Annotated in this window: 19 protein-coding genes; 18 read left to right on the top strand and 1 reads right to left on the bottom strand. The window is 75.4% G+C overall.

The genetic code is table 11. The features are described 5' to 3' along the window. Positions 1-4 precede the first annotated feature (4 nt). Entirely contained in the window at positions 5-988 is a 984-nt protein-coding gene (locus GCU60_RS01660) for an AAA family ATPase (protein WP_163201891.1), read from the bottom strand. Positions 989-1,211: 223 nt separating this feature from the next. Here GCU60_RS01660 and mraZ point away from each other — a divergent pair, with 223 nt between their 5' ends. The 18 genes from mraZ (at position 1,212) to wag31 (ending at position 21,493) form a co-directional block, all read left to right on the top strand. Further along, a complete protein-coding gene (mraZ, locus tag GCU60_RS01655; protein WP_163201890.1) occupies positions 1,212-1,646 on the top strand; it encodes a division/cell wall cluster transcriptional repressor MraZ in 435 nt (144 codons plus the stop codon). Positions 1,647-2,068: 422 nt separating this feature from the next. Beyond that, positions 2,069-3,064, top strand: a complete 996-nt coding sequence (gene rsmH, locus GCU60_RS01650) for a 16S rRNA (cytosine(1402)-N(4))-methyltransferase RsmH (RefSeq protein ID WP_163201889.1) — start codon at positions 2,069-2,071, stop codon at positions 3,062-3,064. Further along, positions 3,061-3,717, top strand: coding sequence for a hypothetical protein (locus GCU60_RS01645; protein ID WP_163201888.1), 657 nt, complete (start codon positions 3,061-3,063; stop codon positions 3,715-3,717). The genes rsmH and GCU60_RS01645 overlap by 4 nt, the downstream gene beginning before the upstream one ends. Positions 3,718-3,720: 3 nt before the next feature. After that, a complete protein-coding gene (locus GCU60_RS01640) occupies positions 3,721-5,574 on the top strand; it encodes a penicillin-binding transpeptidase domain-containing protein (protein ID WP_163201887.1) in 1,854 nt (617 codons plus the stop codon). A gap of 154 nt (positions 5,575-5,728) precedes the next feature. Beyond that, positions 5,729-7,282, top strand: a complete 1,554-nt coding sequence (locus tag GCU60_RS01635) for a UDP-N-acetylmuramoyl-L-alanyl-D-glutamate--2,6-diaminopimelate ligase (protein ID WP_345770319.1) — start codon at positions 5,729-5,731, stop codon at positions 7,280-7,282. Then, the gene (locus tag GCU60_RS01630) at positions 7,279-8,667 is read left to right on the top strand and encodes a UDP-N-acetylmuramoyl-tripeptide--D-alanyl-D-alanine ligase (protein ID WP_163201885.1); all 1,389 of its coding nucleotides are present in this window, start codon (positions 7,279-7,281) and stop codon (positions 8,665-8,667) included. Before GCU60_RS01635 ends, GCU60_RS01630 begins: the two co-directional genes overlap by 4 nt. Next, a complete protein-coding gene (gene mraY / locus GCU60_RS01625) occupies positions 8,664-9,740 on the top strand; it encodes a phospho-N-acetylmuramoyl-pentapeptide-transferase (protein WP_163201884.1) in 1,077 nt (358 codons plus the stop codon). Before GCU60_RS01630 ends, mraY begins: the two co-directional genes overlap by 4 nt. Positions 9,741-9,892: 152 nt before the next feature. After that, positions 9,893-11,326, top strand: a complete 1,434-nt coding sequence (murD, locus tag GCU60_RS01620) for a UDP-N-acetylmuramoyl-L-alanine--D-glutamate ligase (RefSeq protein ID WP_163201883.1) — start codon at positions 9,893-9,895, stop codon at positions 11,324-11,326. 4 nt (positions 11,327-11,330) lie between these two features. After that, a complete protein-coding gene (ftsW, locus tag GCU60_RS01615) occupies positions 11,331-12,899 on the top strand; it encodes a putative lipid II flippase FtsW (RefSeq protein ID WP_239520277.1) in 1,569 nt (522 codons plus the stop codon). Then, positions 12,896-14,008 carry an undecaprenyldiphospho-muramoylpentapeptide beta-N-acetylglucosaminyltransferase gene (gene murG, locus GCU60_RS01610; RefSeq protein WP_163201882.1) on the top strand — a complete coding sequence of 371 codons (1,113 nt, stop codon included), beginning with the start codon at positions 12,896-12,898 and terminating at the stop codon, positions 14,006-14,008. The genes ftsW and murG overlap by 4 nt, the downstream gene beginning before the upstream one ends. Further along, complete coding sequence (murC, locus tag GCU60_RS01605) at positions 14,005-15,459, top strand: UDP-N-acetylmuramate--L-alanine ligase (RefSeq protein WP_163201881.1); 1,455 nt, start codon at positions 14,005-14,007, stop codon at positions 15,457-15,459. The genes murG and murC overlap by 4 nt, the downstream gene beginning before the upstream one ends. Further along, positions 15,456-16,259, top strand: coding sequence for an FtsQ-type POTRA domain-containing protein (locus tag GCU60_RS01600; RefSeq protein ID WP_163201880.1), 804 nt, complete (start codon positions 15,456-15,458; stop codon positions 16,257-16,259). Before murC ends, GCU60_RS01600 begins: the two co-directional genes overlap by 4 nt. A gap of 381 nt (positions 16,260-16,640) precedes the next feature. Next, the gene (gene ftsZ, locus GCU60_RS01595; protein ID WP_163201879.1) at positions 16,641-17,936 is read left to right on the top strand and encodes a cell division protein FtsZ; all 1,296 of its coding nucleotides are present in this window, start codon (positions 16,641-16,643) and stop codon (positions 17,934-17,936) included. 94 nt (positions 17,937-18,030) lie between these two features. Beyond that, positions 18,031-18,789 carry a peptidoglycan editing factor PgeF gene (pgeF, locus tag GCU60_RS01590; RefSeq protein ID WP_204261208.1) on the top strand — a complete coding sequence of 253 codons (759 nt, stop codon included), beginning with the start codon at positions 18,031-18,033 and terminating at the stop codon, positions 18,787-18,789. A gap of 20 nt (positions 18,790-18,809) precedes the next feature. Then, a complete protein-coding gene (locus GCU60_RS01585; RefSeq protein ID WP_163201878.1) occupies positions 18,810-19,544 on the top strand; it encodes a YggS family pyridoxal phosphate-dependent enzyme in 735 nt (244 codons plus the stop codon). A gap of 47 nt (positions 19,545-19,591) precedes the next feature. After that, on the top strand, positions 19,592-20,308 hold the full coding sequence (locus GCU60_RS01580) for a cell division protein SepF (RefSeq protein ID WP_163201877.1): 717 nt from the start codon (positions 19,592-19,594) through the stop codon (positions 20,306-20,308). Positions 20,309-20,371: 63 nt separating this feature from the next. Then, a complete protein-coding gene (locus GCU60_RS01575) occupies positions 20,372-20,662 on the top strand; it encodes a YggT family protein (RefSeq protein ID WP_163201876.1) in 291 nt (96 codons plus the stop codon). A 99-nt stretch (positions 20,663-20,761) separates the two neighbouring features. Further along, positions 20,762-21,493 (top strand): DivIVA-like cell division protein Wag31, encoded by a 732-nt coding sequence (gene wag31 / locus GCU60_RS01570; RefSeq protein WP_163201875.1) that lies wholly within the window; start codon positions 20,762-20,764, stop codon positions 21,491-21,493. The last annotated feature ends 120 nt before the right edge of the window (positions 21,494-21,613 follow it).

Genomic DNA, 21,613 nt, shown 5'->3' with positions numbered 1-21,613 from the left:
CGCCTCAGCGTCCGCGGAGGACGGGGACCGAGGCCAGCAGCTGGGCGACGACGTGTTCGGTGCTGCGCCGCCCGACCGCGGCCTCGCTCCCGAGCAGCAGCCGGTGGGCCAGCACCGGTACGGCCAGTGCCTGGACGTCGTCGGGCAGCACGTGGTCACGACCCTGCAGGGCGGCCGAAGCGCGGGCGGCGCGGAGCAGCTGGAGCCCCGCCCGCGGGGAGGCGCCCAGCCGGAGGTCGGGGGAGCGGCGGGTGGCCTCGACCAGGGCGACGACGTACCGCCGCACCGCCTCCGAGACGTGCAGCCGGCCGACGGCGGCGACCAGCGACCGGACGAGCGCGGCGTCGGCGACCGGGCGCAGGCCGGCGAGCGGATCGGTGGTGGCGCGGTCGTCCAGCATCGCCAGCTCGGCGGCGGGATCCGGGTAGCCCATCGACACCCGGGCGGTGAAGCGGTCCCGCTGCGCCTCGGGGAGGGGATAGGTGCCCTCCATCTCCAGCGGGTTCTGCGTGGCCATGACCATGAACGGCCGGGCCAGCTCATAGCTGACGCCGTCGACGGTGACCTGGCGCTCCTCCATGCACTCCAGCAGCGCCGACTGGGTCTTGGGGGAGGCCCGGTTGATCTCGTCGGCCACCACGATGTTGGCGAACACGGCGCCGGGCTTGAACTCGAACTCCCGGGTCTCCTGGTCGTAGACGGCGACCCCGGTGACGTCGCTGGGCAGCAGGTCGGGGGTGAACTGGATCCGTCGCACGCTCGCGTCGACGGAGGCGGCCAGCGCCTTGGCCAGGGTGGTCTTCCCGACCCCCGGCACGTCCTCGATCAGCAGGTGGCCCTCGGCCAGCAGGACGACCAGCGCCAGCCGGACGACGTCGTCCTTGCCCTGCACGACGCGGGCGATGCTCGCCGCTATCCGCGCGCCCTCCGCAGCGACATCGACCGACGCGTCGGCCGTCCCGTCAGCGGCCCGTGTCGCCTCCGTCACCACTCCACCGTACGTCGCCACGGCGTCGTGACGGGGTGTCGCGATCGCGCAGCTCAGCGCTGCGCGGACGGCCCGCGGACCGGAGTGGGGCCGATGGGTCACGACACGGCCTCAGGTGGCGTCCAGTGGGGGCCAGTGGGTTACTGTGTCGTCCGGTGGGGAGGCAGGGACCGTCCAGGGGTCGCTGCGGAGCCAATGGAGGACAGATGCAGGGGGTGATCCGGTGTTCGTCGGCAGCTACCCCCTGCGTCTCGACGAGAAGGGCCGGCTCGCCCTCCCCGTCCGCTTCCGCGAGCAGGTGGCCGACGGCATGGTGATCAAGAAGGGCCAGGAGCGCTGCGTCTACGGCCTCACCATGGCCCGGGTCGCCGAGCAGAGCGCCGCGATGGCCGCGATGGCGCCCTCGGACACCGCCCGCGCCCGCATGGCCGCCCGCATGAGCTTCGGGTCGATGGTCGAGATCGAGCCCGACAAGACCGGTCGCATCACGCTCCCGGCGAGCCTGCGCGAGTACGCCGGGCTGGACCGCGACGTCGTCGTCGTCGGTGTCGACACCCGCTTCGAGATCTGGGACGCCGCCAACTGGGAGGCCTACGTGGCCGAACTGGAGGCCGCGTACGCCGACATGGAGAGCGAGGGGATGCCGACGCTGTCGTGATCCCGGGGAGCACCCCACCCGCCCCCACCGGTCTCCGCGCCGCACCCCGTTCGAGCCGCCTTCCCCGCGGCTCGACCGGAATCGGGCCCCAGCCGCCTTCCCCGCGGCTCGGTCCCACGCAGCGGAGCACCGCGCAGGACATCGGGTAGCGCCGGCCCAGACCGGCGTGGGTGACCCCACCCGCCCCGCGGGGCGCCACCTGACGCTCTTCCCCGACGCCAGGCGGACCCCGCGGGGCCGGGTACATCCCCGATCGGCCCACCCCCGCCCCACTGCTCCCCACGATCCCCACCCCGCCCCACCGCCCCCCTGCGCCCCACCCGCCCGATCCCGCACCCCGCGCGCCGGTGGATCCCCCCGCCACCCCGAGCCGCGCGGCACCATCGCGGGAAGCGCCCGGACAGTTCGAGAGGCAGCAGACGATGAGCACCACCGGACCTGCCGCGGCCCCGGGCCCGTCGCAGCCACCGGTGCACGTCTCGGTCCTCCTCGACCGCGTGACCGAGCTCCTCGGCCCGGCCCTCGCGGCCGACGGCGCCGTGCTCGTCGACGCCACCCTCGGGCTGGCCGGTCACACGCTCGCGCTGCTGGACGCCCACCCCGGCCTGCGCGTCATCGGCCTGGACCGCGACCCGGACGCGCGCGCCGAGGCAGCCCGCCGCATCGAGGCCGCCGGCCACGCCGCCCGCACCACGCTGGTCCCCGCCGTCTTCGACGAGCTGCCCGAGGTGCTCGACCGGCTCGGCGTCGACGAGGTCCAGGGCGTCCTCTTCGACCTCGGCGTCTCCTCGCTGCAGCTGGACCGCCCCGACCGCGGCTTCAGCTACTCCACCGACGCCCCGCTCGACATGCGGATGGACCCGGGCACCGGGCGCACCGCGGCCGAGGTCGTCAACACCTACCCGCCGAAGGACCTGGCCCGCGTGCTGCGCGTGTACGGCGAGGAGCGCTTCGCCTCCCGCATCGCCGCGGCGATCGACCGGGAGCGGGTCCGCGAGCCCTTCACCGGGACGGCCCGGCTGGCCGAGCTCGTCCGCGAGTCCATCCCGGCCGCCACCCGGCGCACCGGCGGCCATCCCGCGAAGCGGACCTTCCAGGCCCTGCGCATCGAGGTCAACGACGAGCTCGGCGCGCTGGAGCGCGCCCTTCCCTCCGCGATCGACGCCCTGGCCGTGGGCGGCCGGGTCGCGGTCATCACCTTCCACTCCTTGGAGGACCGGATCGTGAAGCAGACCCTCGCCGCCGGCGCGGCCGACCGGACCCCACCGGGGCTGCCGGTGCCCCTGCCCGAGTACGGGCCGGTGCTCCGCCTGCTCACCCGCGGGGGAGAGGCCCCCGGTGACGACGAGGTCGCCGTCAACCCCCGCGCCGCCTCCGCCCGCGTGCGGGCCGCCGAGCGCATCCGGCGGGCGGCATGACCAGGGCCGCCGCCGTGCGCGCCACGGCGCCCTCCGAGACGGCCACCCGCGGGACGGCCGCCCGCACGCACGGCAGCGCGCGGACCTCCACCGCCGCCCGGACCGCCACCGCGCGGACCGGCACCGCGCGCACCGCCCACGCCGCTCCGGCCGCCCGGGCGTCCGCGCCGCGCACTCCGGCGCCCCGGTCCGGTGCTCCCCGTGCCGCCCTGCGGCCCGACCTGCGCCTGGTGCCCGCCGGCACCACGGCGCCCCGGCGCCGCAGCCGCGCCGGCCTGCTCTCCCGTCGCGGGCCCTTCGTCCTGATCGTGGTCGCGCTGCTGGCCCTGACCACCGTCGGCCTGCTGGTGCTCAACACCGCCATCGCCGTCGACTCGCTCAAGGCCACCCAGATGCGGGCCGAGAACGCCGCCCGTGCCCAGACCGTGCAGGGCCTCGAGCAGCGGGTGGTTGCCGGCGAGACCCCGGTCGAGGTCGCCCGTGCCGCCGCGGCCGCCGGCCTGGTGCCGGCCGGCATCGCCGGCTACCTCGTCCTCGGCCCGGAGGGCACGACGACGATGCGCGGGACGCCCGAGCCGGCTCCCGAGCCCGAGCCGGCCCCGGAGCCCGCCCCGGCCGCCGAGCCCGCCCCGGCACCCCCGGGCGGGAACTGAGCCGTGCCGAACAGCGTCCGTGGACCCGGTGACGGTCCCCGCGCCGCCCGCCCGTCGTCCTCCGTCCGCGGCGGGACCGGCCCCTTCGTCTCCCGCCGGGAGCCCGGAACCCGGCACAGCCGCGGCGCCGGCCTGTCGGTGGAGCAGCGCGGCCGGCGCAACCGGTGGGGGCTGGCCTTCCTCATCACCCTGCTGGTGCTCGTGGTCGGCCGGCTCGTGGTGCTGCAGGGCATCGACGGGGCCGCGTACGCCAGCGCCGCCGAGCAGGACCGGCTGCGCACCTACACGGTCGCGGCGCTCCGCGGCCAGGTGCTCGACCGCGAGGGCCACCCGCTGGCCTACACCGTCGACGCCTCCCGCGTCGTCGCCGACCCGACGGTGGTGCGCGACCCCAAGCGCGCCGCCCTGGCCCTGACCACGCTGCTCGACGTCCCCGTGCCCGAGCTGACCGAGAAGCTCTCGGGCGAGGGTCGCTACGTCGAGCTCGCCACCCAGGTCCCGCCGGAGACGGCGAAGCTGGTGGAGGAGCTGGAGATCCCCGGCGTCCTCCTGAAGGACGACCCCGTCCGGCTGTACCCCGCCGGCGCGGTGGGCGGGCAGATCGTCGGGTTCGTCGGCCGCGAGGGCGCGGGCCTGGCCGGGATCGAGCAGGCCTACGAGGAGCAGCTCTCGGGCACCGACGGGCAGCGCACCGTCGAGGTGGGCAGCGGGGGCAACCCCATCCCGTCGGGCATCGACGAGTCCACGCCGGCCACCGACGGCGACGACGTCACCCTGACCCTCGACCAGGACTTGCAGTTCGTCACCGACACGCGGCTGGGCGAGGCGTGCGCGGACGGCGCCACCACCCGGGCCTCCGCCGTCGTCCAGGACGTGCGCACCGGCGAGGTGGTCGCCATGGGCTCATGCCCTGGCTACGACCCCGGCGCCTACCGGACCACCGACCCCGACCTGCTGGGCAACCCGGTGCTCTCCGACGTCTTCGAGCCCGGCTCGATCATGAAGGCGGTCACGCTGGCCGCCGCCGTGGAGGAGGGGCACGCCACGCCGGACCGCGTGCTGTCGGTGAACGGCCACATCGATGCGGGTGACCGCGTGGTGCGGGACGCCCACGACCACGCCCCGGTCGACTGGACGGTCACCGGCATCCTCGCCAAGTCCAGCAACGTCGGCACGATCATGCTGGCCCGCGAGGTCGGCGACCAGAAGCTCGAGGAGTACCTGCGGGCCTTCGGCGTGGGGGAGCCCACCGGCATCGAGCTGCCCGGTGAGAGCCGCGGCATCCTGGAGAGCTCCGCGGACTGGACGCAGAGCCGGGCGGCCAACATCCCGATCGGCCAGGGCGTCTCGGTCACCACGCTGCAGATGGCGTCGATCTACCAGACGATCGCCAACGACGGCGTCCGCGTCGAGCCGCGGATCGTCCGGTCGGTCACCGGCGCCGACGGCACGGTGCGGCCGGCCCCCGAGGGCGAGCGGACCCGGGTGATCAGCGAGTCCACCGCCGACGACCTGGCCTTCATGCTGGAGGCGGTCGTCGGGCCCGGGGGGACCGCGCCGCTGGGCCAGATCGAGGGCTTCCGGGTCGCGGGCAAGACCGGCACCGCCCAGCGCGCCAACCCCGAGACCGGCGGCTACGCGGGGGGCGGGTACGTCACCACGTTCGTCGGGTTCGCCCCGGCCGACGACCCGCAGTACGTCGTGGCCGTCGAGCTCGAGCGGCCGACCAGCAACGCCGAGGGCGGCCAGGTCGCCGCCCCGGTGTTCGCCGACATCATGCGAGCCGCGCTCACGGCCGACGCCGTGGTGCCCTCGGGGACCGCGCGTCCCGAATTCCGCCTGACCGGTTCGCCCTGAGCCGCGACCCCGGCAGCCGCCGCTCCGCCCGCAGCCGCACCGCCCGAGGCCGCACCGCCCGAGGCCGCACCGCTCGTCCCGCCTCCCCGGCCGCGACGCGGCGTGCGCGCGCGCATGCCGGATGCACCGGCACCCGCCGGTAGATTGGAGCCCCGTGACCCCGACCGACGCCGGGGCGACCCCGCCGCCCGCGGGGAGCCGCCCGCTGCCTCTCGCCGATCTCGCCGACCTGGTGGGCGACCCGGTCGTTCCCGCAGCAGGCGCCGCCCCCGGAATCAGCGGGGTCACCCTGGCCTCCGGCGAGGTCCGTCCCGGTGACCTGTACGCGGCGCTGCCGGGCGCGCGCACGCACGGGGTCCGCTATGCCGCCGACGCCGTCGACCGGGGCGCGGTCGCCCTGCTGACCGACCCGACCGGCCGCGACGACGCCGTCGCCACCGGGCTGCCGGTGTGCGTCGTCGAGGACCCCCGCGCGGTGCTCGGCGCCGTCGCCGACCGGGTGTACGGGCAGCCCAGCTCGCGGATGACCGTCCTGGGCATCACCGGGACCAACGGCAAGACCACCACCGCCTACCTGGTCGAGGCCGGGCTCGCCGCGGCCGGCCGGTCCACCGGGCTGATCGGCACCGTGCAGACCCGCACCCGGACCGCCGACGGCGCCGTCACCGCGCTGCCGAGCGTCCGGACGACCCCCGAGGCGCCGGCCCTGCACGCGCTGCTGGCCGGAATGGCCGACGCCGGGGTGTCCGCCGTCGTCATGGAGGTCTCCAGCCACGCCCTGGTCCAGGGACGGGTCGGTGGGGTGCGCTTCGCCGCCGCCGGCTTCACCAACCTCGGCCGCGACCACCTGGACTTCCACGCCGACATGGAGGACTACTTCCAGGCCAAGGCGATGCTGTTCGACGGCCGGGCCGCCGTCGAGGTCGTCGACGTCGACGACCCCTACGGTCGGCGGCTGGCCGAGCGGCCGGACCGGCGCCCGGTCACCGTCTCCAGCGCGGGTCTGCCGACCGCCGACTGGACCGCCTCCGACGTGGCGACGGCGCCCGGCGGCGGGTCCACCTTCACCCTGCACGGCCCCGGCGGACGGCGCTGGCCGGCGCGGCTGCGGCTGCCCGGCCGGTTCAACGTGGCCAACGCGCTGCTCGCCGTCGCGCTGCTCGACGGTGTCGGCGTGGCCGTCGAGGACGCGCTGGCCGGGCTTGCCGACACCGTGGTGCCCGGTCGGATGGAGCCCGTGGACGCCGGGCAGGACTTCGTCGCCGTCGTCGACTACGCGCACACCCCCGATGCGGTGCGCACCGCGCTCGCCGCCCTGCGGGCCGCCACCCCCGGCCGGCTGATCACGGTGCTCGGCTGCGGTGGGGACCGCGACCCGGGCAAGCGGCCCGACATGGGCGCCGCGGCCGCCGAGGGCAGCGACGTGCTGGTGGTGACCGACGACAACCCGCGGTCGGAGGACCCGGCCGCGATCCGGTCGGCCGTGCTCGCCGGTGCCCACGAGGTGCCGGACGGGGCCCGGGCGGAGATCATCGAGGTCGGCGGACGCCGGGACGCGCTCGCCGCGGCCGTCCGCCTGGCCCGGGCGGGGGACACCGTGCTGGTGGCGGGCAAGGGGCACGAGACGGGTCAGGAGGTCGCGGGGACGGTGCACCCGTTCGACGACCGCGAGGTCCTCCGGCAGCTGCTCGCCGGGACGCCGGCATGATCGCGCTGACCGTGGCCGAGATCGCCGAGGCGACCGGGGGACGGGTCGAGGGCGACCCCGCGACCGTCGTGACCGGCGCCGTGACCCTGGACTCGCGAGCCGTCGCGGCCGGCGACCTGTTCGTCGCAGTGGCGGGGGAGCGGGTGGACGGGCACGACTACCTCGGCGCCGCTGTCAGCTCCGGTGCCGTGGCCGCGCTGGTCACCCGGCCCGACCCCGCGCTGACGTGCGTCGTCGTCGACGACGCGGTGGTGGCGCTGGGCCGGCTGGCGGCCCTCGTGCACGGGCGGCTCACCGCCGGCGGGCTGCGCACGCTGGCGATCACCGGCTCGTCCGGGAAGACCTCCACCAAGGACCTGCTCGGGCAGGTGCTGGCCACCGCCGGTGCCACCGTCAGCCCGCCCGGCTCGTACAACAACGACATCGGCCTGCCGCTGACCGTCCTCTCCGCCGACGAGGGCACCGAGTTCCTCGTGCTGGAGATGGGCGCCCGGGGGCCCGGCCACATCGCCCGCCTGTGCGGGGTGGCCCGGCCGCAGGTCGGCGTGGTGCTCAACGTCGGCTCCGCGCACCTCGGGGAGTTCGGCAGCCCCGACGGCATCGCGCAGGCCAAGGGCGAGCTCGTCGAGGCGCTGGACGAGGACGGGACGGCCGTGCTGAACGCCGACGACGCCCGCGTGCTCGGCATGGCCCCCCGCACCCGGGCCCGCGTCGTGACGACCGGCCGGGGCGAGGAGGCCGTCGTGCGCGCCACCGACGTGACGCTGGACGGGTCGGCGCGCCCCCGGTTCACGCTGGTGACCGCGGGGGAGCGGCACGCCGTCGCGCTGCGCGTCGTCGGGGAGCACCAGGTCGCCAACGCGCTCTCGGCCGCCGGCGCCGCCCTGGCGGCGGGGATGACGCCGGAGCAGGTCGCCGGCGCGCTGTCCGCGGCGGAGCCGCGCAGCCGCTGGCGCATGGAGGTGGACCGGCGGGACGACGGCGTCATCGTCGTCAACGACGCCTACAACGCCAATCCCGAGTCGATGCGCGCCGCCCTGGCCGCGCTCGCCGGGTTGCCCGCCACGCGGCGCATCGCCGTCCTCGGCGCGATGGCCGAGCTCGGCCCCGACGCCGACGCCGAGCACGTGCGGCTCGGCCGCGACGCCGTGGCCGCTGGTGTCGACGTGGTCATCGCGGTGGGTCCGGATGCGGTAGGCATAGCGGAGGGCGCGACCGCTTCGGGGCGGCGCGCAGGAGAGGAGTCGGTGCACGTGCCGGACCGGGCCGCTGGCCTCGAGCTCCTGTCGGAGCTGCTGCGCCCGGGGGACGTCGTCCTCGTCAAGGCCAGCCGCTCCTACGGCCTGGAGCTGCTCGCCGCCGACCTGCTGGGTGGGCCTGAGTGAGAAGCATCCTCATCGCGGCGGCCGTCGGGCTGATCGTCTCGATCCTGCTGACGCCGCTGGCCATCCGCGCCTTCCGCCGGCAGGGCCTGGGCCAGGAGATCCGGGACGACGGCCCCGAGAGCCACCTGTCCAAGAAGGGCACGCCCACGATGGGCGGCACGGTGATCGTCGGCGCCACCGTCGTCGGGTACGTCGTCGCCCACCTGGTCTTCGTCGGGCAGACCGGCTGGGGGTTCACCGCCACCGGGCTGCTGCTGCTGTTCCTCATGGTCGGCATGGGCACCGTCGGCTTCCTCGACGACTACCTGAAGATCCGCCACCGGCGCAGCCTCGGGCTGAACAAGACCGCCAAGCTGGTCGGTCAGCTGGTGGTGGGCGTGACCTTCGCCGTGCTGGCGATCAACTTCCCCAACGACGGGATCACCCCGGCGTCCACGGTGGTCTCCTACGTCCGCGACATCGCGCCGCTGGCCCTGGGCCCGATCGCGTTCGTGATCCTGGCCTACCTCTTCATCGCCGGGTTCTCCAACGCCGTGAACCTGACCGACGGCCTGGACGGGCTGGCCGCCGGCTCCTCGGCCATGGTGCTGGCCTCCTACATCGTCATCTCGTTCTGGCAGTTCACCCACGACTGCGCCAACGAGCTGATCACGGGCTGCTACACCGTGCGCGACCCGCTGGACGTCACGCTCGTGGCGGCCGCCGGCATGGGGGCCTGCCTGGGCTTCCTGTGGTGGAACACCAGCCCGGCGCGGATCTTCATGGGCGACACCGGCTCGCTGGCGCTCGGCGGCCTGATCGCCGGGCTGGCGATCGTCACCCGCACCGAGCTGCTGCTCGTCGTGCTCGGTGGCCTGTTCGTCGCGGTCACCCTGTCGGTGGTGATCCAGGTGGCCTTCTTCCGGGCCACCCGCCGCCGGGTCTTCCGCATGGCCCCGTTGCACCACCACTTCGAGCTTGCCGGCTGGACGGAGAACACCGTCATCGTCCGGTTCTGGCTCGTCACCGGCATGGCGGTCGCCTTCGGGCTCGGCCTGTTCTACGCCGACTGGCTCAACTTCGTGGGCCTGTGAGCGGACAGGGGCGTGAGCATCGCAGCGAGGCGGCCGACGACAGTGAGCGAGCATCGCAGCGAGGAACGAGCGAGGAGCGGAGCGATCGCGGAGTCGGCCTGGATGTCCGAGCGAGGAGCGGAGCGCACCGCGGGAGCGAACCGGACAGTGCTGTGAGCGGGGCAGGCAGCTCGTTCGCCGGCCGCACCGTCCTCGTCGCCGGGCTCGGCGTCTCCGGCGTCGCCGCCGCCCGGGCGCTGCTGGCCGACGGTGCGGGTGTGCTGCTCACCGACGCCGCCCAGCTGCCGGCCGTCGCCGAGCTGACCGCGGGCGGCGCCACCTGGCTGGGGGTCACCGACACCGTGCCGCCGGGCGTGGACCTGGTGGTCACATCGCCGGGCTGGCGCCCCGACTCGCCGCTGCTGCTCGACGCCGCCGAGCGCGGCGTGGAGGTCGTCGGCGAGCCGGAGCTGGCCTGGCGGATGCGCATCGCGGGCCCCGGCGGGACGCCGGCCCCCTGGCTGGCGGTCACCGGCACCAACGGCAAGACGACCACGGTCACGATGCTCGAGGCGATCCTGCTGGCCGACGGACGGCGGGCGGTGGCGGCCGGGAACGTCGGCCGACCCCTCGTCGAGGTGGTCACCGCGAAGGACGACGACGGCACCCCCGCCTTCGACGTCGTCGCCGTTGAGCTGTCGAGCTTCCAGCTGCACTGGTCGTCCTCGCTGGCCCCCGCCGCGGCCGCCGTCCTGAACGTCGCCGACGACCACACCGACTGGCACGGCTCGTTCGCTGCCTACCGCGACGCCAAGGCGCGCATCCTGGAGCGCTCGCCGGTGGCGGTCGGGGACGCGGGTGACCCGGTCGCGGCCCGGCTGGTGGAGGGCCACCCGGGTGCGGTGACGGTGACGCTGGACGAGCCCCGCCCCGGTCAGCTGGGGGTCCGGGCCGGCGCGCTGCTCGATCGCGCGTTCGCCGACGACCCGGCCGGTGAGGTGCTCATGGAGCGCGCCGACCTGCCGGTGCCCGGTCCGCACAACACCGTCAACGCGCTGGCCGCCGCCGCCCTCGCCCGCGCGCTGGGCGTGCCGGCGTCGTCGGTCGCCCGCGGCCTGGCCGGGTTCACCGGCGGCGCGCACCGCAACGTGCTCGTGGCCACGCGGGACGGCGTCGACTGGGTCGACGACAGCAAGGCGACCAACCCGCACGCGGCCGGCGCCTCGCTGGCGGCCTACCCGCGGGTGGTCTGGATCGCCGGCGGACTGCTCAAGGGCGCGGACGTCGACCCGCTGGTCGCCGCCGTCGCCCCGCGCCTGGCGGGGGTGGTCCTGCTCGGCCGCGACCGGGAGCTGATCGCCCGTTCCCTGGCCCGACACGCGCCGTCGGTCCCGGTGGTCGACATCCCCAGCGGGAACGATGGCCGGATGGACGCAGGCCGGGAGGACGCCGCGACGACGATGACCCGCGTGGTCACCGCCGCCGCGTCGCTGGCCCGGCCCGGCGACACGGTGCTGCTGGCCCCGGCCGCTGCGTCCATGGACGTCTTCCGCGACTACGGCCACCGCGGCCAGGCCTTCGCCGACGCCGTGCGGGCCCTGGGGTGAGCCGATGACCAGCACCCGGACACCGCTGCGCCAACCCCGGACCGCCCGGCTCCGCGCCGGGGCCCGCCCGGGAGGCTCGAGCGCCGCCCGGCGCCCGCCCCGCTGGACGGGCCCGGCGTGGCTCGACGGGCCGATGACCAGCTGCCACCTCGTGCTCGGCTCCGCCGGGCTGCTGCTGCTCATCGGCCTGACCATGGTCTTCTCCGCGTCCGCCATCGAGGCGGCGCTGGACGACGAGCCGGCGTGGGCGCCCGGCGTGAAGCAGCTGGTGCTGGCCTGCATCGGCCTGGGCGCGATGGTCGTCGCCATGCGGTTGCCGGTCGGGCTGATCCGCCGCTGGGCACCGGTCGCCCTGCTCGTCGTCGTCGGGCTGCTGCTGATCGTGCTCATCCCGGGGATCGGCCAGGAGCGCAACGGCGCCCGGCAGTGGATCCCGCTGGGCGTCACCGACTTCCAGCCCTCCGAGCTCGGCAAGCTGGTGTTCGCCCTGTGGGGGGCGCACGTCCTGGCGCTGCGCGAGCGCTACCTGACCACCCAGTCGCTGCTGGTGCCGGTCCTGCCGGTGTTCGGCGTGCTGTCGCTGCTGCTGATCGCCGAGCCCGACTTCGGCGGCGTCGTCAGCCTGGGCCTGGTGCTGGTCGGGCTGCTCTGGGCCGGCGGCATGCCGATGCGCTGGTTCGGCGCCTTCGCCGGCGTCGCGGCGGTGCTGGTCGCCCTCATGGTCTGGGTGGCGCCGTACCGGATGGAGCGGATCACCGCCTTCCTCGACCCGTTCGCCGACCCGACCAACACCGGGTTCCAGGCCATCCGCGGCATGTACGCGCTGGCCACCGGCGGGCTGTGGGGCGTGGGCCTGGGCAACAGCAAGATGAAGTGGAAGATCCTGCCCGAGGCGGAGTCCGACTACATCTTCGCGATCATCGGCGAGGAACTGGGTTTCCTGGGCTGCCTGGTGGTGGTCACCCTGTACGGCGTGCTCGCCTACGCGGGCTTCCGCATCGCCCGTCGCTCGGCCGACCGCTTCGTGCAGCTGGCGTCGGCGGCCATCACGGTGTGGCTGATCGGCCAGGCGACCATGAACATGGGCTACGTGGTGGGCCTGCTGCCGGTGACCGGCGTGACGCTGCCGCTGATCTCGGCGGGTGGCACGTCGCTGATCCTCACCCTGTTCATCGTCGGCCTGCTGGTGCGCTTCGCCTGCTCCGAGCCCGCCGCCGTCGAGCACCTGCGCACGGTCGAGCGCGGCCGGCTGGCCCGGCTGCTGCTGCCCGCCCCGGCCACGGCGGTCGACCCGGTGCGCCCCCGCCGGTTCGACGGGTCGGCGGAGCCGGTGCTGCCCGTCGTCGGCGCCGTCCGCACCCTGCTGCACGCCCGCGGGGCCGAGGCCCGGCGCACGCCGGCGCGCACCGGGACGCCGCGCGCCCCCCGGCCCGACCGTGCCGTGCGGCCCGACCGTGCCCCGCGCACCGACGGCGCCCCCCGGGCCGGTGCGCCGCGGGCCGGTGCGCCGCGGTCCGGCGCCCCGCTGCGACGCGAGCCCGAGCCACGCCGTCGTCCCCGGGACGACCGGTGAGCGGCCTGCGCTCGGTCGTCCTGGCCGGCGGCGGCACCGGCGGGCACATCGAGCCGATGCTCGCCCTCGCCGACGCCCTGCGCCGCCGTGGCGGCGACGACCTCCGGATCACCTGCCTGGGCACCGCCCGCGGCATGGAGACCCGGCTCGTGCCCGCCCGCGGCTACGACCTGCGGCTGATCCCGCCGGTGCCGCTGCCGCGCAAGCCCACCCCCGAGCTGCTCCGCGTCCCCGGCCGCGTGCGCCGCTCGGTGAGCGAGACGCGCGCCCTGCTCGACGAGCTCGAGGCCGACGTCGTGGTGGGCTTCGGCGGGTACGTCGCCCTGCCGGCGTACCTGGCCGCCCGGAGGTCGTGGGGGCGGGCGGGGACACCGATCGTCGTGCACGAGCAGAACGCGCTGCCCGGACTGGCCAACCGGATCGGCGCGCGCCTCGCCGCGCGGGTGGCCGTGACGGTGCCCGGCACGCCGCTGCACCGCGGTGAGCACGTCGGGATGCCGCTGCGCCGGAGCATCTCCTCGCTGGACCGCGCCGCGGTGCGGGCCGAGGCGCGCGCGGAGTTCGGGCTGGACGCCGACCGCCCCACGCTGCTGGTCTTCGGCGGCTCGCAGGGCGCGGCCTCGCTCAACCGGGCGGCCGTCGCCGCCGCCGACGCGCTCACCGACGCCGGGGTCCAGGTGCTGCACGCCCGCGGTCCCAAGAACACCGGCGTCGTGGTGCCCGAGCGGCCGGCCGGGCGCGCGCCCTACGTCGTCGTCGACTACCTGGAGCGGATGGACCTGGCCTACGCCGCGGCCGACCTGGCGCTGTGCCGGTCCGGCGCGGTGACCGTGGCCGAGCTCTCGGCCGTCGGGCTCCCGGGCGCCTTCGTGCCGCTGCCCATCGGCAACGGCGAGCAGCGCCGCAACGCGCTGCCGGTCATCGAGGCGGGCGGCGGGCTCCTCGTGGAGGACGCCGACCTCGGCCCCGGGTGGATCACCGGTAATCTCCTCCCTCTGCTGACCGACCCCCAGGCGCTCGCCGGGCTGGCCCGCCACGCTGCGGCGGCCGGCGTGCCCGATGCCGACGAGCGGCTGGCCGACATCGTCTGCGAGGTGGCGAGCCGATGAGCGCTGACGACGTCGCCGCCTGGAGCGGCCCCGTGCCGTCCCTGCCCGAGCTGGGCGCGGTGCACTTCATCGGCATCGGCGGTGCCGGGATGAGCGGCATCGCCCGGATCCTGCTGGCCCGCGGCGTGCGCGTGTCGGGCAGCGACCGACGGGACAGCCCCACGCTGCTGGGTCTGCGCGCGCTGGGCGCGCGGGTCGAGCTGGGCCACGACGGCGCCCACCTCGGCGACGCCGACACGGCCGTGGTCTCGACCGCGATCCGGGGCGACAACCCCGAGCTGGTGGCGGCGCGCGGGCGCGGGCTGCGGGTGCTGCCGCGGGCGGTCGCGCTCGCCGCGGTGATGGCCGGCCGGCGGAGCATCGCCGTCGCCGGCACGCACGGGAAGACCTCCACCACCTCGATGCTCACCGTCGCGGTGCAGGCCTGCGGGGTGGACCCGTCGTTCGCCATCGGCGGCACGCTCAACGAGTCGGGCAGCAACGCGCACGCCGGCGAGGGCGACGTCTTCGTCGCCGAGGCCGACGAGAGCGACCGCTCCTTCCTGCTCCTGGCCCCGTTCGCCGCGATCGTGACCAACGTCGAGGCCGACCACCTGGACAACTACGGCGACCTGGCCGCGGTCGAGGCCGCGTTCGACCGCTTCCTGCAGACCGTCGACCCGGCCGGTTTCGTCGTCGTCTGCGTCGACGACCCGGGGGCCGCCCGGCTGCGGACGGTGCCCACGCCGGCGCGGCTGCGCACCTACGGCACGGCGGCCGACGCCGACCTCCGGCTGACCGGGCTGGAGGTCGCCGCGGACGGGACGAGCTACACCGCGGTGCTCGACGGCGTCGACCTCGGGCGGGTCCGCATCCAGGTGCCCGGCGAGCACATGGCCCGCAACAGCGCGGCGGCGCTGCTGGCCGGGCTGGAGCTCGGGCTGCCGGCGGCGGCCCTGATCGAGGGGCTGGGCCGGTTCGGCGGCGTGCACCGGCGGTTCGAGCTCAAGGGTGTGGCCGGCGGCGTCCGCGTCTACGACGACTACGCCCACCACCCCACCGAGGTCTCCGCCCAGTTGCGGGCGGCGCGCGCGGTGGCGGGGGAGGGCCGCCTGGTCGTGGCCTTCCAGCCGCACCTGTACAGCCGCACCCAGGAGTTCGCGCAGGCGTTCGGTGCCGCGCTCGGTCTGGCCGACGACGTCGTGGTGATGGACGTGTACGGCGCCCGGGAGGACCCGGTGCCCGGCGTGACCGGTGCGATGGTCGCCGATGCCGTGCCCCTGCCACCCGACCGCGTGCTCTTCGAGCCCTCGTGGTCGGCGGCCGGACCCGCCCTGGCCGCCCGCGCGCGCCCCGGTGACCTGGTCATGACGATGGGCGCCGGCGACGTCTCGATGGTGGGGCCGGAGGTGCTCGACGCCCTGCGCGCCGCGGCGGGCGGGGAGGACGACGCGGCGGACGCCGGGAGGTGAACCGTTCCGGCAGCACCACCCGGGACCGGGTGCGCGGCGGACGGCGGTCACGCGAACGCGGCGGCGCCCGGCCGGCGCCGCTGCCCAACCGCCGGCGACGTCCACCGCTGCGGCCGCGGCAGCGCTGGTCGCTGCGGGTCGCCGTCCTGCTCACCGTGCTGGCCGTGATCGGCTGGCTGCTGTGGCTGGGCCCGGTCCTGGCCGTCCGCACCGTCCAGGTCGACGGGCTGGACACGCTCACCGTCGAGCAGGTGCGGGAGGTGGCGCGCATCCCCGACGACGTCCCCCTGCTGCGCGTCGACGTCGACGCGGTGGAGCAGCGGGTCGCCACGCTGCCGCAGGTGCGCTCCGTGCAGGCCGCCCGCGGCTGGCCCGACCGCATCGTCGTCACCGTCGCCGAGCGGGTGCCCGTCGCGGTGGTCGGCACCCCCGGGCGGCGCTCGCTGGTCGACGCCGAGGGGATCCTGTTCGACACGGTCACCGGGGACCCACCCCGCGGCGTCGTCGAGCTGGAGGTGGCCGACCCCGGCCCGGACGACGCCGCCACGGTGGCGGGGCTCGGCGCGATCCGCGCGCTGCCGGTCGGTCTGCGGGAGGACGTCGAGCGGGTGGCCGTGCCCGGTCCCGAGCGGGTCGAGCTCACCATGACCGACGGCACCGTCGTGGTGTGGGGCGGTCCCGACGAGTCGGCGACGAAGGGGCAGGTCCTGGTCGCGCTGCTCGACCGCATCGCCGACGGCGCGCTGGAGCCGGCCGCGGTCATCGACGTCAGCGCGCCGGACGCCGTCGTCCTCCGCTGACCTCCGCAGCGGGTCCCGGGCCGGCGTGGTGGCGCACCGTCGCCGGGCGGCTCCGCACCGGTTGCGGCCGGCACGTCGACCGACACGCCGAGGGTTCCGACACGCCCGACACGCAACTCGTCTTCGGATGTTTCTCCGCTCGCGCGTCAGCCGTCGCTGAAGCCCGGGATGAGAGATCGCGGGCGCGAGTCGTCACAGCTCGTGGTGCTGTTGTGACCACTGAGTCGCCAGGGATTGGTGCGATCCGGCCACACCGACACGCCGGTCCGACGGTGGTGCTTGTGACGCCTCTCCGCCCCCACCTAACTTCATCCCCGTCGACCGAGTTGACATAACTGTAAGGCTGAACTTGAGGATGAGGGTCCAGTTGGGGAGCGCCGCATGACACCTCCGCACAACTATCTAGCGGTCATCAAGGTCGTCGGCATCGGCGGCGGCGGGGTGAACGCGGTCAACCGCATGATCGAAGTCGGCCTCAAGGGGGTCGAGTTCATCGCGATCAACACCGACGCCCAGGCGCTGCTCATGAGCGACGCCGACGTCAAGCTCGACGTCGGGCGCGAGCTCACGCGCGGGCTCGGCGCGGGCGCGCAGCCCGACGTGGGCCGCCAGGCCGCCGAGGACCACCGCGAGGAGATCGAGGAGGTCCTCAAGGGGGCCGACATGGTCTTCGTGACGGCCGGCGAGGGCGGTGGCACCGGTACCGGTGGCGCGCCCGTCGTCGCCTCGATCGCCCGCAAGCTGGGCGCGCTGACCATCGGCGTCGTCACCCGCCCGTTCTCCTTCGAGGGGAAGCGGCGCGCGGTGCAGGCCGAGTCGGGCATCGACGAGCTGCGCAACGAGTGCGACACGCTGATCGTGATCCCGAACGACCGGCTGCTGCAGCTGGGCGACCGGAACGTCAGCGTCATGGACGCGTTCCGGACCGCCGACCAGGTGCTGCTGTCCGGTGTCCAGGGCATCACCGACCTGATCACCACGCCCGGCCTGATCAACCTGGACTTCGCCGACGTCAAGTCGGTCATGTCCGGGGCGGGCTCGGCGCTGATGGGCATCGGCAGCGCACGCGGTGACAACCGGGCGCTGCTGGCCGCGGAGCAGGCCATCGCCTCGCCCCTGCTGGAGGCCTCGATGGAGGGCGCCCACGGCGTCCTGCTGTCGATCTCCGGCGGGTCGGACCTCGGCCTGTTCGAGATCAACGAGGCCGCCTCGCTGGTCTCCGACGCCGCGCACGCCGACGCCAACATCATCTTCGGTGCCGTCATCGACGACGCCCTGGGTGACGAGGTCCGGGTCACGGTGATCGCGGCCGGCTTCGACGGCGGTCGGCCGAGCTCGCGCAAGGACGGCGCGACGACGATGGCCGGCAGCCCGGGCGGCATGTCCGGTGGGGGCGCCTCGCCGTTCTCGCCGAGCCGCCGCCCGGTCGCGGCGCCGCCGGTGGCCACCACGCCGCCGCCGGCCCCGCAGCCCGCGCAGCCGGCTCCCGCGCCGGTGGCCACGGGGGAGCGGCTGGCCCCGTCGGCCACGGGCGGAGGGTCCACCCCGCCGCGGCAGGGCGGCGGGATCACCGTCCCTCCGCTGCCGCCGATCCAGGGGTCGACCAACGGGCGTCGCCCGCTGTCGAACGAGGACTTCGAGGAAGAGCTCGACATCCCGGAGTTCCTCAAGGGCTGATCGAAGGACCCCCTCGCCCCCCACGCCTCGCACGCTCGGCGTGGGACCCTGCGAGGGGGCCGTTCCATCGCCTCACCTCGTAGGCTTCGCCTACATGAGCACGAATCCGGCCGCCTCGTCGGCGGTGCGACCCCGACGGGTCGTCACCGACCGACGGGGCGGCCGCTCCCGTTCCCCGTACGACTCCTTCAACCTCGGTGACCACGTCGGCGACGACCCGGCCGACGTCGCCGCCAACCGGGCGCGGGTCGCCCGCGAGCTCGGCGTGGGGGAGGGGCGCCTGGTCTGGATGAACCAGGTGCACGGCGCGGGTGTGGCGGTCGTCGACGGCCCCTCCGACGGTCCCGTCCCGGAGGTCGACGCGCTGGTGACCGCCACCCCCGGTTTGGTCCTGGGGGTGCTGGCGGCCGACTGCGTGCCGATCCTGCTCGCCGACCACGAGACCGGGGTCGTCGCCGCCGTGCACGCCGGGCGGGAAGGTGTCCGGACGGGGGTGGTGCCCGCCGCGCTCTCGGCCATGGCGAGCCTGGGCGCCCGCGCGCGGCACGTGACGGCGCTGCTGGGCCCCGCGGTGTGCGGGGAGTGCTACGAGGTGCCGCAGCACATGCAGGACGACGTGGCCCGCGTGGCGCCGGCCGCCGTCGCGCGCACCCGGGCCGGCACGCCCGGCCTCGACCTGCGGGCCGGCGTCGCCGAGATCCTCCGCAAGGCGGGCATCCAGGAGGTCGTCCAGGACCCGCGGTGCACCGTCGAGGACCCCACGCTGTTCTCCCACCGCCGCGAGGGCGTCACGGGCCGGCAGGCCGGGCTGGTCTGGCTGGACGAGGGGGCCGCCGACGCGCCCACCCGCTGACGCGCGGGAGGATGCGCAGCATGGCTGGCCTCGAGGAGAACCTGAGCGCCGTCCGCGCGCGGATCGACGCGGCGGCCCGGGCGGCGGGGCGCGACCCCGCGACCGTGCGGCTGCTCGCCGTCAGCAAGACCTGGCCCGCCGCGGACGTGCGGGCCCTGGCCGCCCTCGGCCAGGTCGACTTCGGCGAGAACCGGGTGCAGGAGCTCCTCGGCAAGGCCGCGGAGCTCGACGACGTCGCGCTGCGCTGGCACTTCGTGGGCCAGCTGCAGCGCAACAAGGCCGCCGCCGTGGCCCGCACCGGGGCCGTCGTGCACTCCGTGGACCGGCTCGCCCTGGTCGACACCCTGGACCGGGCCGGTCGGTCGGCCGAGGCGCCCGTCGAGGTGTACGTGCAGGTCGACCTGGGCGGTCCCGAGGGTGAGGCCGCGGCTCGGGGGGGCGCCCGACCCGACGACGTCCCCGCCCTGGCCGATGCGGTCGCCGGGGCCGCGGGGCTGCGCCTGCGCGGTCTCATGGCGGTGGCACCCCGCGGTGCCGAGCCGGCCCCGGCCTTCGCCCGGCTGGCCGCGCTGGCCGAACGGGTGCGCGCCGACCACCCGGAGGCCGACGGGGTGTCCGCCGGCATGAGCGGCGACCTGGAGGCGGCCGTCGCGGCCGGCGCCACGCTGGTGCGTGTCGGTACCGCGTTGTTCGGATCGCGCCCCCTACCCTGCGGTGAGTTCGAGGAACACCAGCCACGCGAGTCACACCGGTAACGCGGGGCACACGCGTTGCTGAGGACGCCGGCAGAGGGGGAGGTCCGATGGCTGGAGCCATGCGGAGAATGGGGATCTACCTGGGGCTCGTCGAGGACGACGACACCCGGGCCTACGGGCGCTACGACCCCCGGGCGTCCGAGGGTCTCGACGACCACCGGTACGGCCGGTACGGCGACGAGCGCTACGACGACGACTACGCCGACCGCGGCTACGCCGACGACGACTACTCCCGCGGTGGGTACGCCGAGGACGAGCCGGCGCCCGCCGCGACGCCGGCGCGCGACCCCGAGCCGCTCGCCGTGCGCCGCGTCGCACCCCGCACCCTGGGTCTGGCACCCAGCGGCGCGTCCTCGTCGGGCCCCATCGGTGCCCGCGCGGGCAGCATGAGCAGCGGCCCCGTGGCCGCGGCCGGGCTGGCCATGCGCGAGCCCGTCGCCGAGCCGGAGCCCGAGCCGGCCCCGGCCGCCGCGCCCGTGTCGAAGAACTACCGGATCACGACGCTGAACCCGCGCACCTACAACGAGGCGCGCACCATCGGCGAGCGGTTCCGCGACGGCATGCCGGTCATCATGAACCTCACCGAGATGGACGACGCCGACGCGAAGCGGCTCGTCGACTTCGCCGCCGGTCTGAGCTTCGGCCTGCGCGGTAGTATCGAGCGCGTCACGGCCAAGGTGTTCCTGCTCAGCCCGCAGGACGTCGCCGTCACCGCCGAGGACAAGGCGAAGATCCGCGAGGGCGGGTTCTCCGACAAGTCCTGATCGGTGGCGGAGTGGTGACACCGGTGGAGGCGGCACCAGAGGTGCCCTGAACGAACGAGGACTGTGGCTCTCTTCTGGTCGATCGTCTCGTCGGTGCTGCTCGTGTTCCTCGTGCTGCTCTTCGCGCGGTTCGTCGTGGACTGGGTGATGGTGCTGGCGCGCAGCTGGCGCCCCTCCGGTCTCGTCGCCGCAGGCCTGGAGGTCGTGTACTCCACGACCGACCCGCCGCTCAAGGCCGTGCGCAAGGTCATCCCGCCCTTGAACCTGGGGTCGATCCGACTCGACCTCGGGTTCATGGTGCTGCTGATCGCCGTGGTGATCCTCCGCGGGATCGCGCAGAGCCTCGCCTACTAGGTTGAGCGATACTTCCCCGGTGGCGGGCCGCGACAGGGACTCGGTCCTCCGCTCACCGCTCGCAGTCCACCAGTCCCGCCGTACCTCTAAGGTGACCTGATGCCACTCACGCCTGCCGACGTGCACAACGTCGTCTTCAAGAAGCCGCCCATCGGCAAGCGGGGCTACGACGAGGACGAGGTGGACGCCTTCCTCGACGTCGTGGAGGCCGAGCTGGCCCGCTTGATCGAGGAGAACAACGAGCTGCGCGCCGGCGCCGGCCGGGCCGGTGCCCGCGCCGAGGAGCGGCCGGAGCCCCCGGCCCCGGCACCCGCCCCGGTCGCCGCCGCGCCGCCGCCGGTGCAGCAGCCGCGCGAGGACGACAGCGCGCGGGCCTCCCGGATGCTGGCACTGGCCACCGAGACGGCCGACCGGTACGTCAACGAGGCCAAGGCCCAGGCCGAGCAGATGCTCGGCAGCGCCAAGACCAACAGCGAGCGCCTCATGACCGACGCCCGCGCCAAGAGCGAGCAGATGGTCACCGAGGCCAAGCACCGGGCCGACTCGATGATCGGCGACGCCCGCACGCGGGCCGAGACGGTGGAGCGCGAGGCCCGCGCCAAGGCCGCCGCGCTGGAGCAGGACGCCGAGCGCCGGCACGTCGAGGTCATGGGCACCCTGGAGGAGAAGCGCAACAGCCTCGACCGCAAGATCGAGGAGCTGCGCACCTTCGAGCGGGAGTACCGCACGCGGCTGCGCTCCTACCTGGAGTCGCACCTGCGGGACCTGGACAGCCGCGGCTCCGCCGAGCCGGCTGCCGCCGGTCGGCAGAACCAGCACGCCCCCGCCTGACGGGTCGACGGCACCAGAGCACGCGCCCCGCGCGGGGCGGACCGAGAGGGTCACCGGAGTTCGCTCCGGTGGCCCTCTCGTCCGTTCCGGGGCCCCCGGGCATCACCGCCCGGGCGGTCC

The sequence above is a fragment of the Blastococcus saxobsidens genome (genome assembly GCF_010682065.1).
GTDB lineage: Bacteria > Actinomycetota > Actinomycetes > Mycobacteriales > Geodermatophilaceae > Blastococcus > Blastococcus saxobsidens_B.
Note: the sequence above shows the minus strand (reverse complement) of the source record. Positions and strands in the feature narration are given on the sequence as shown.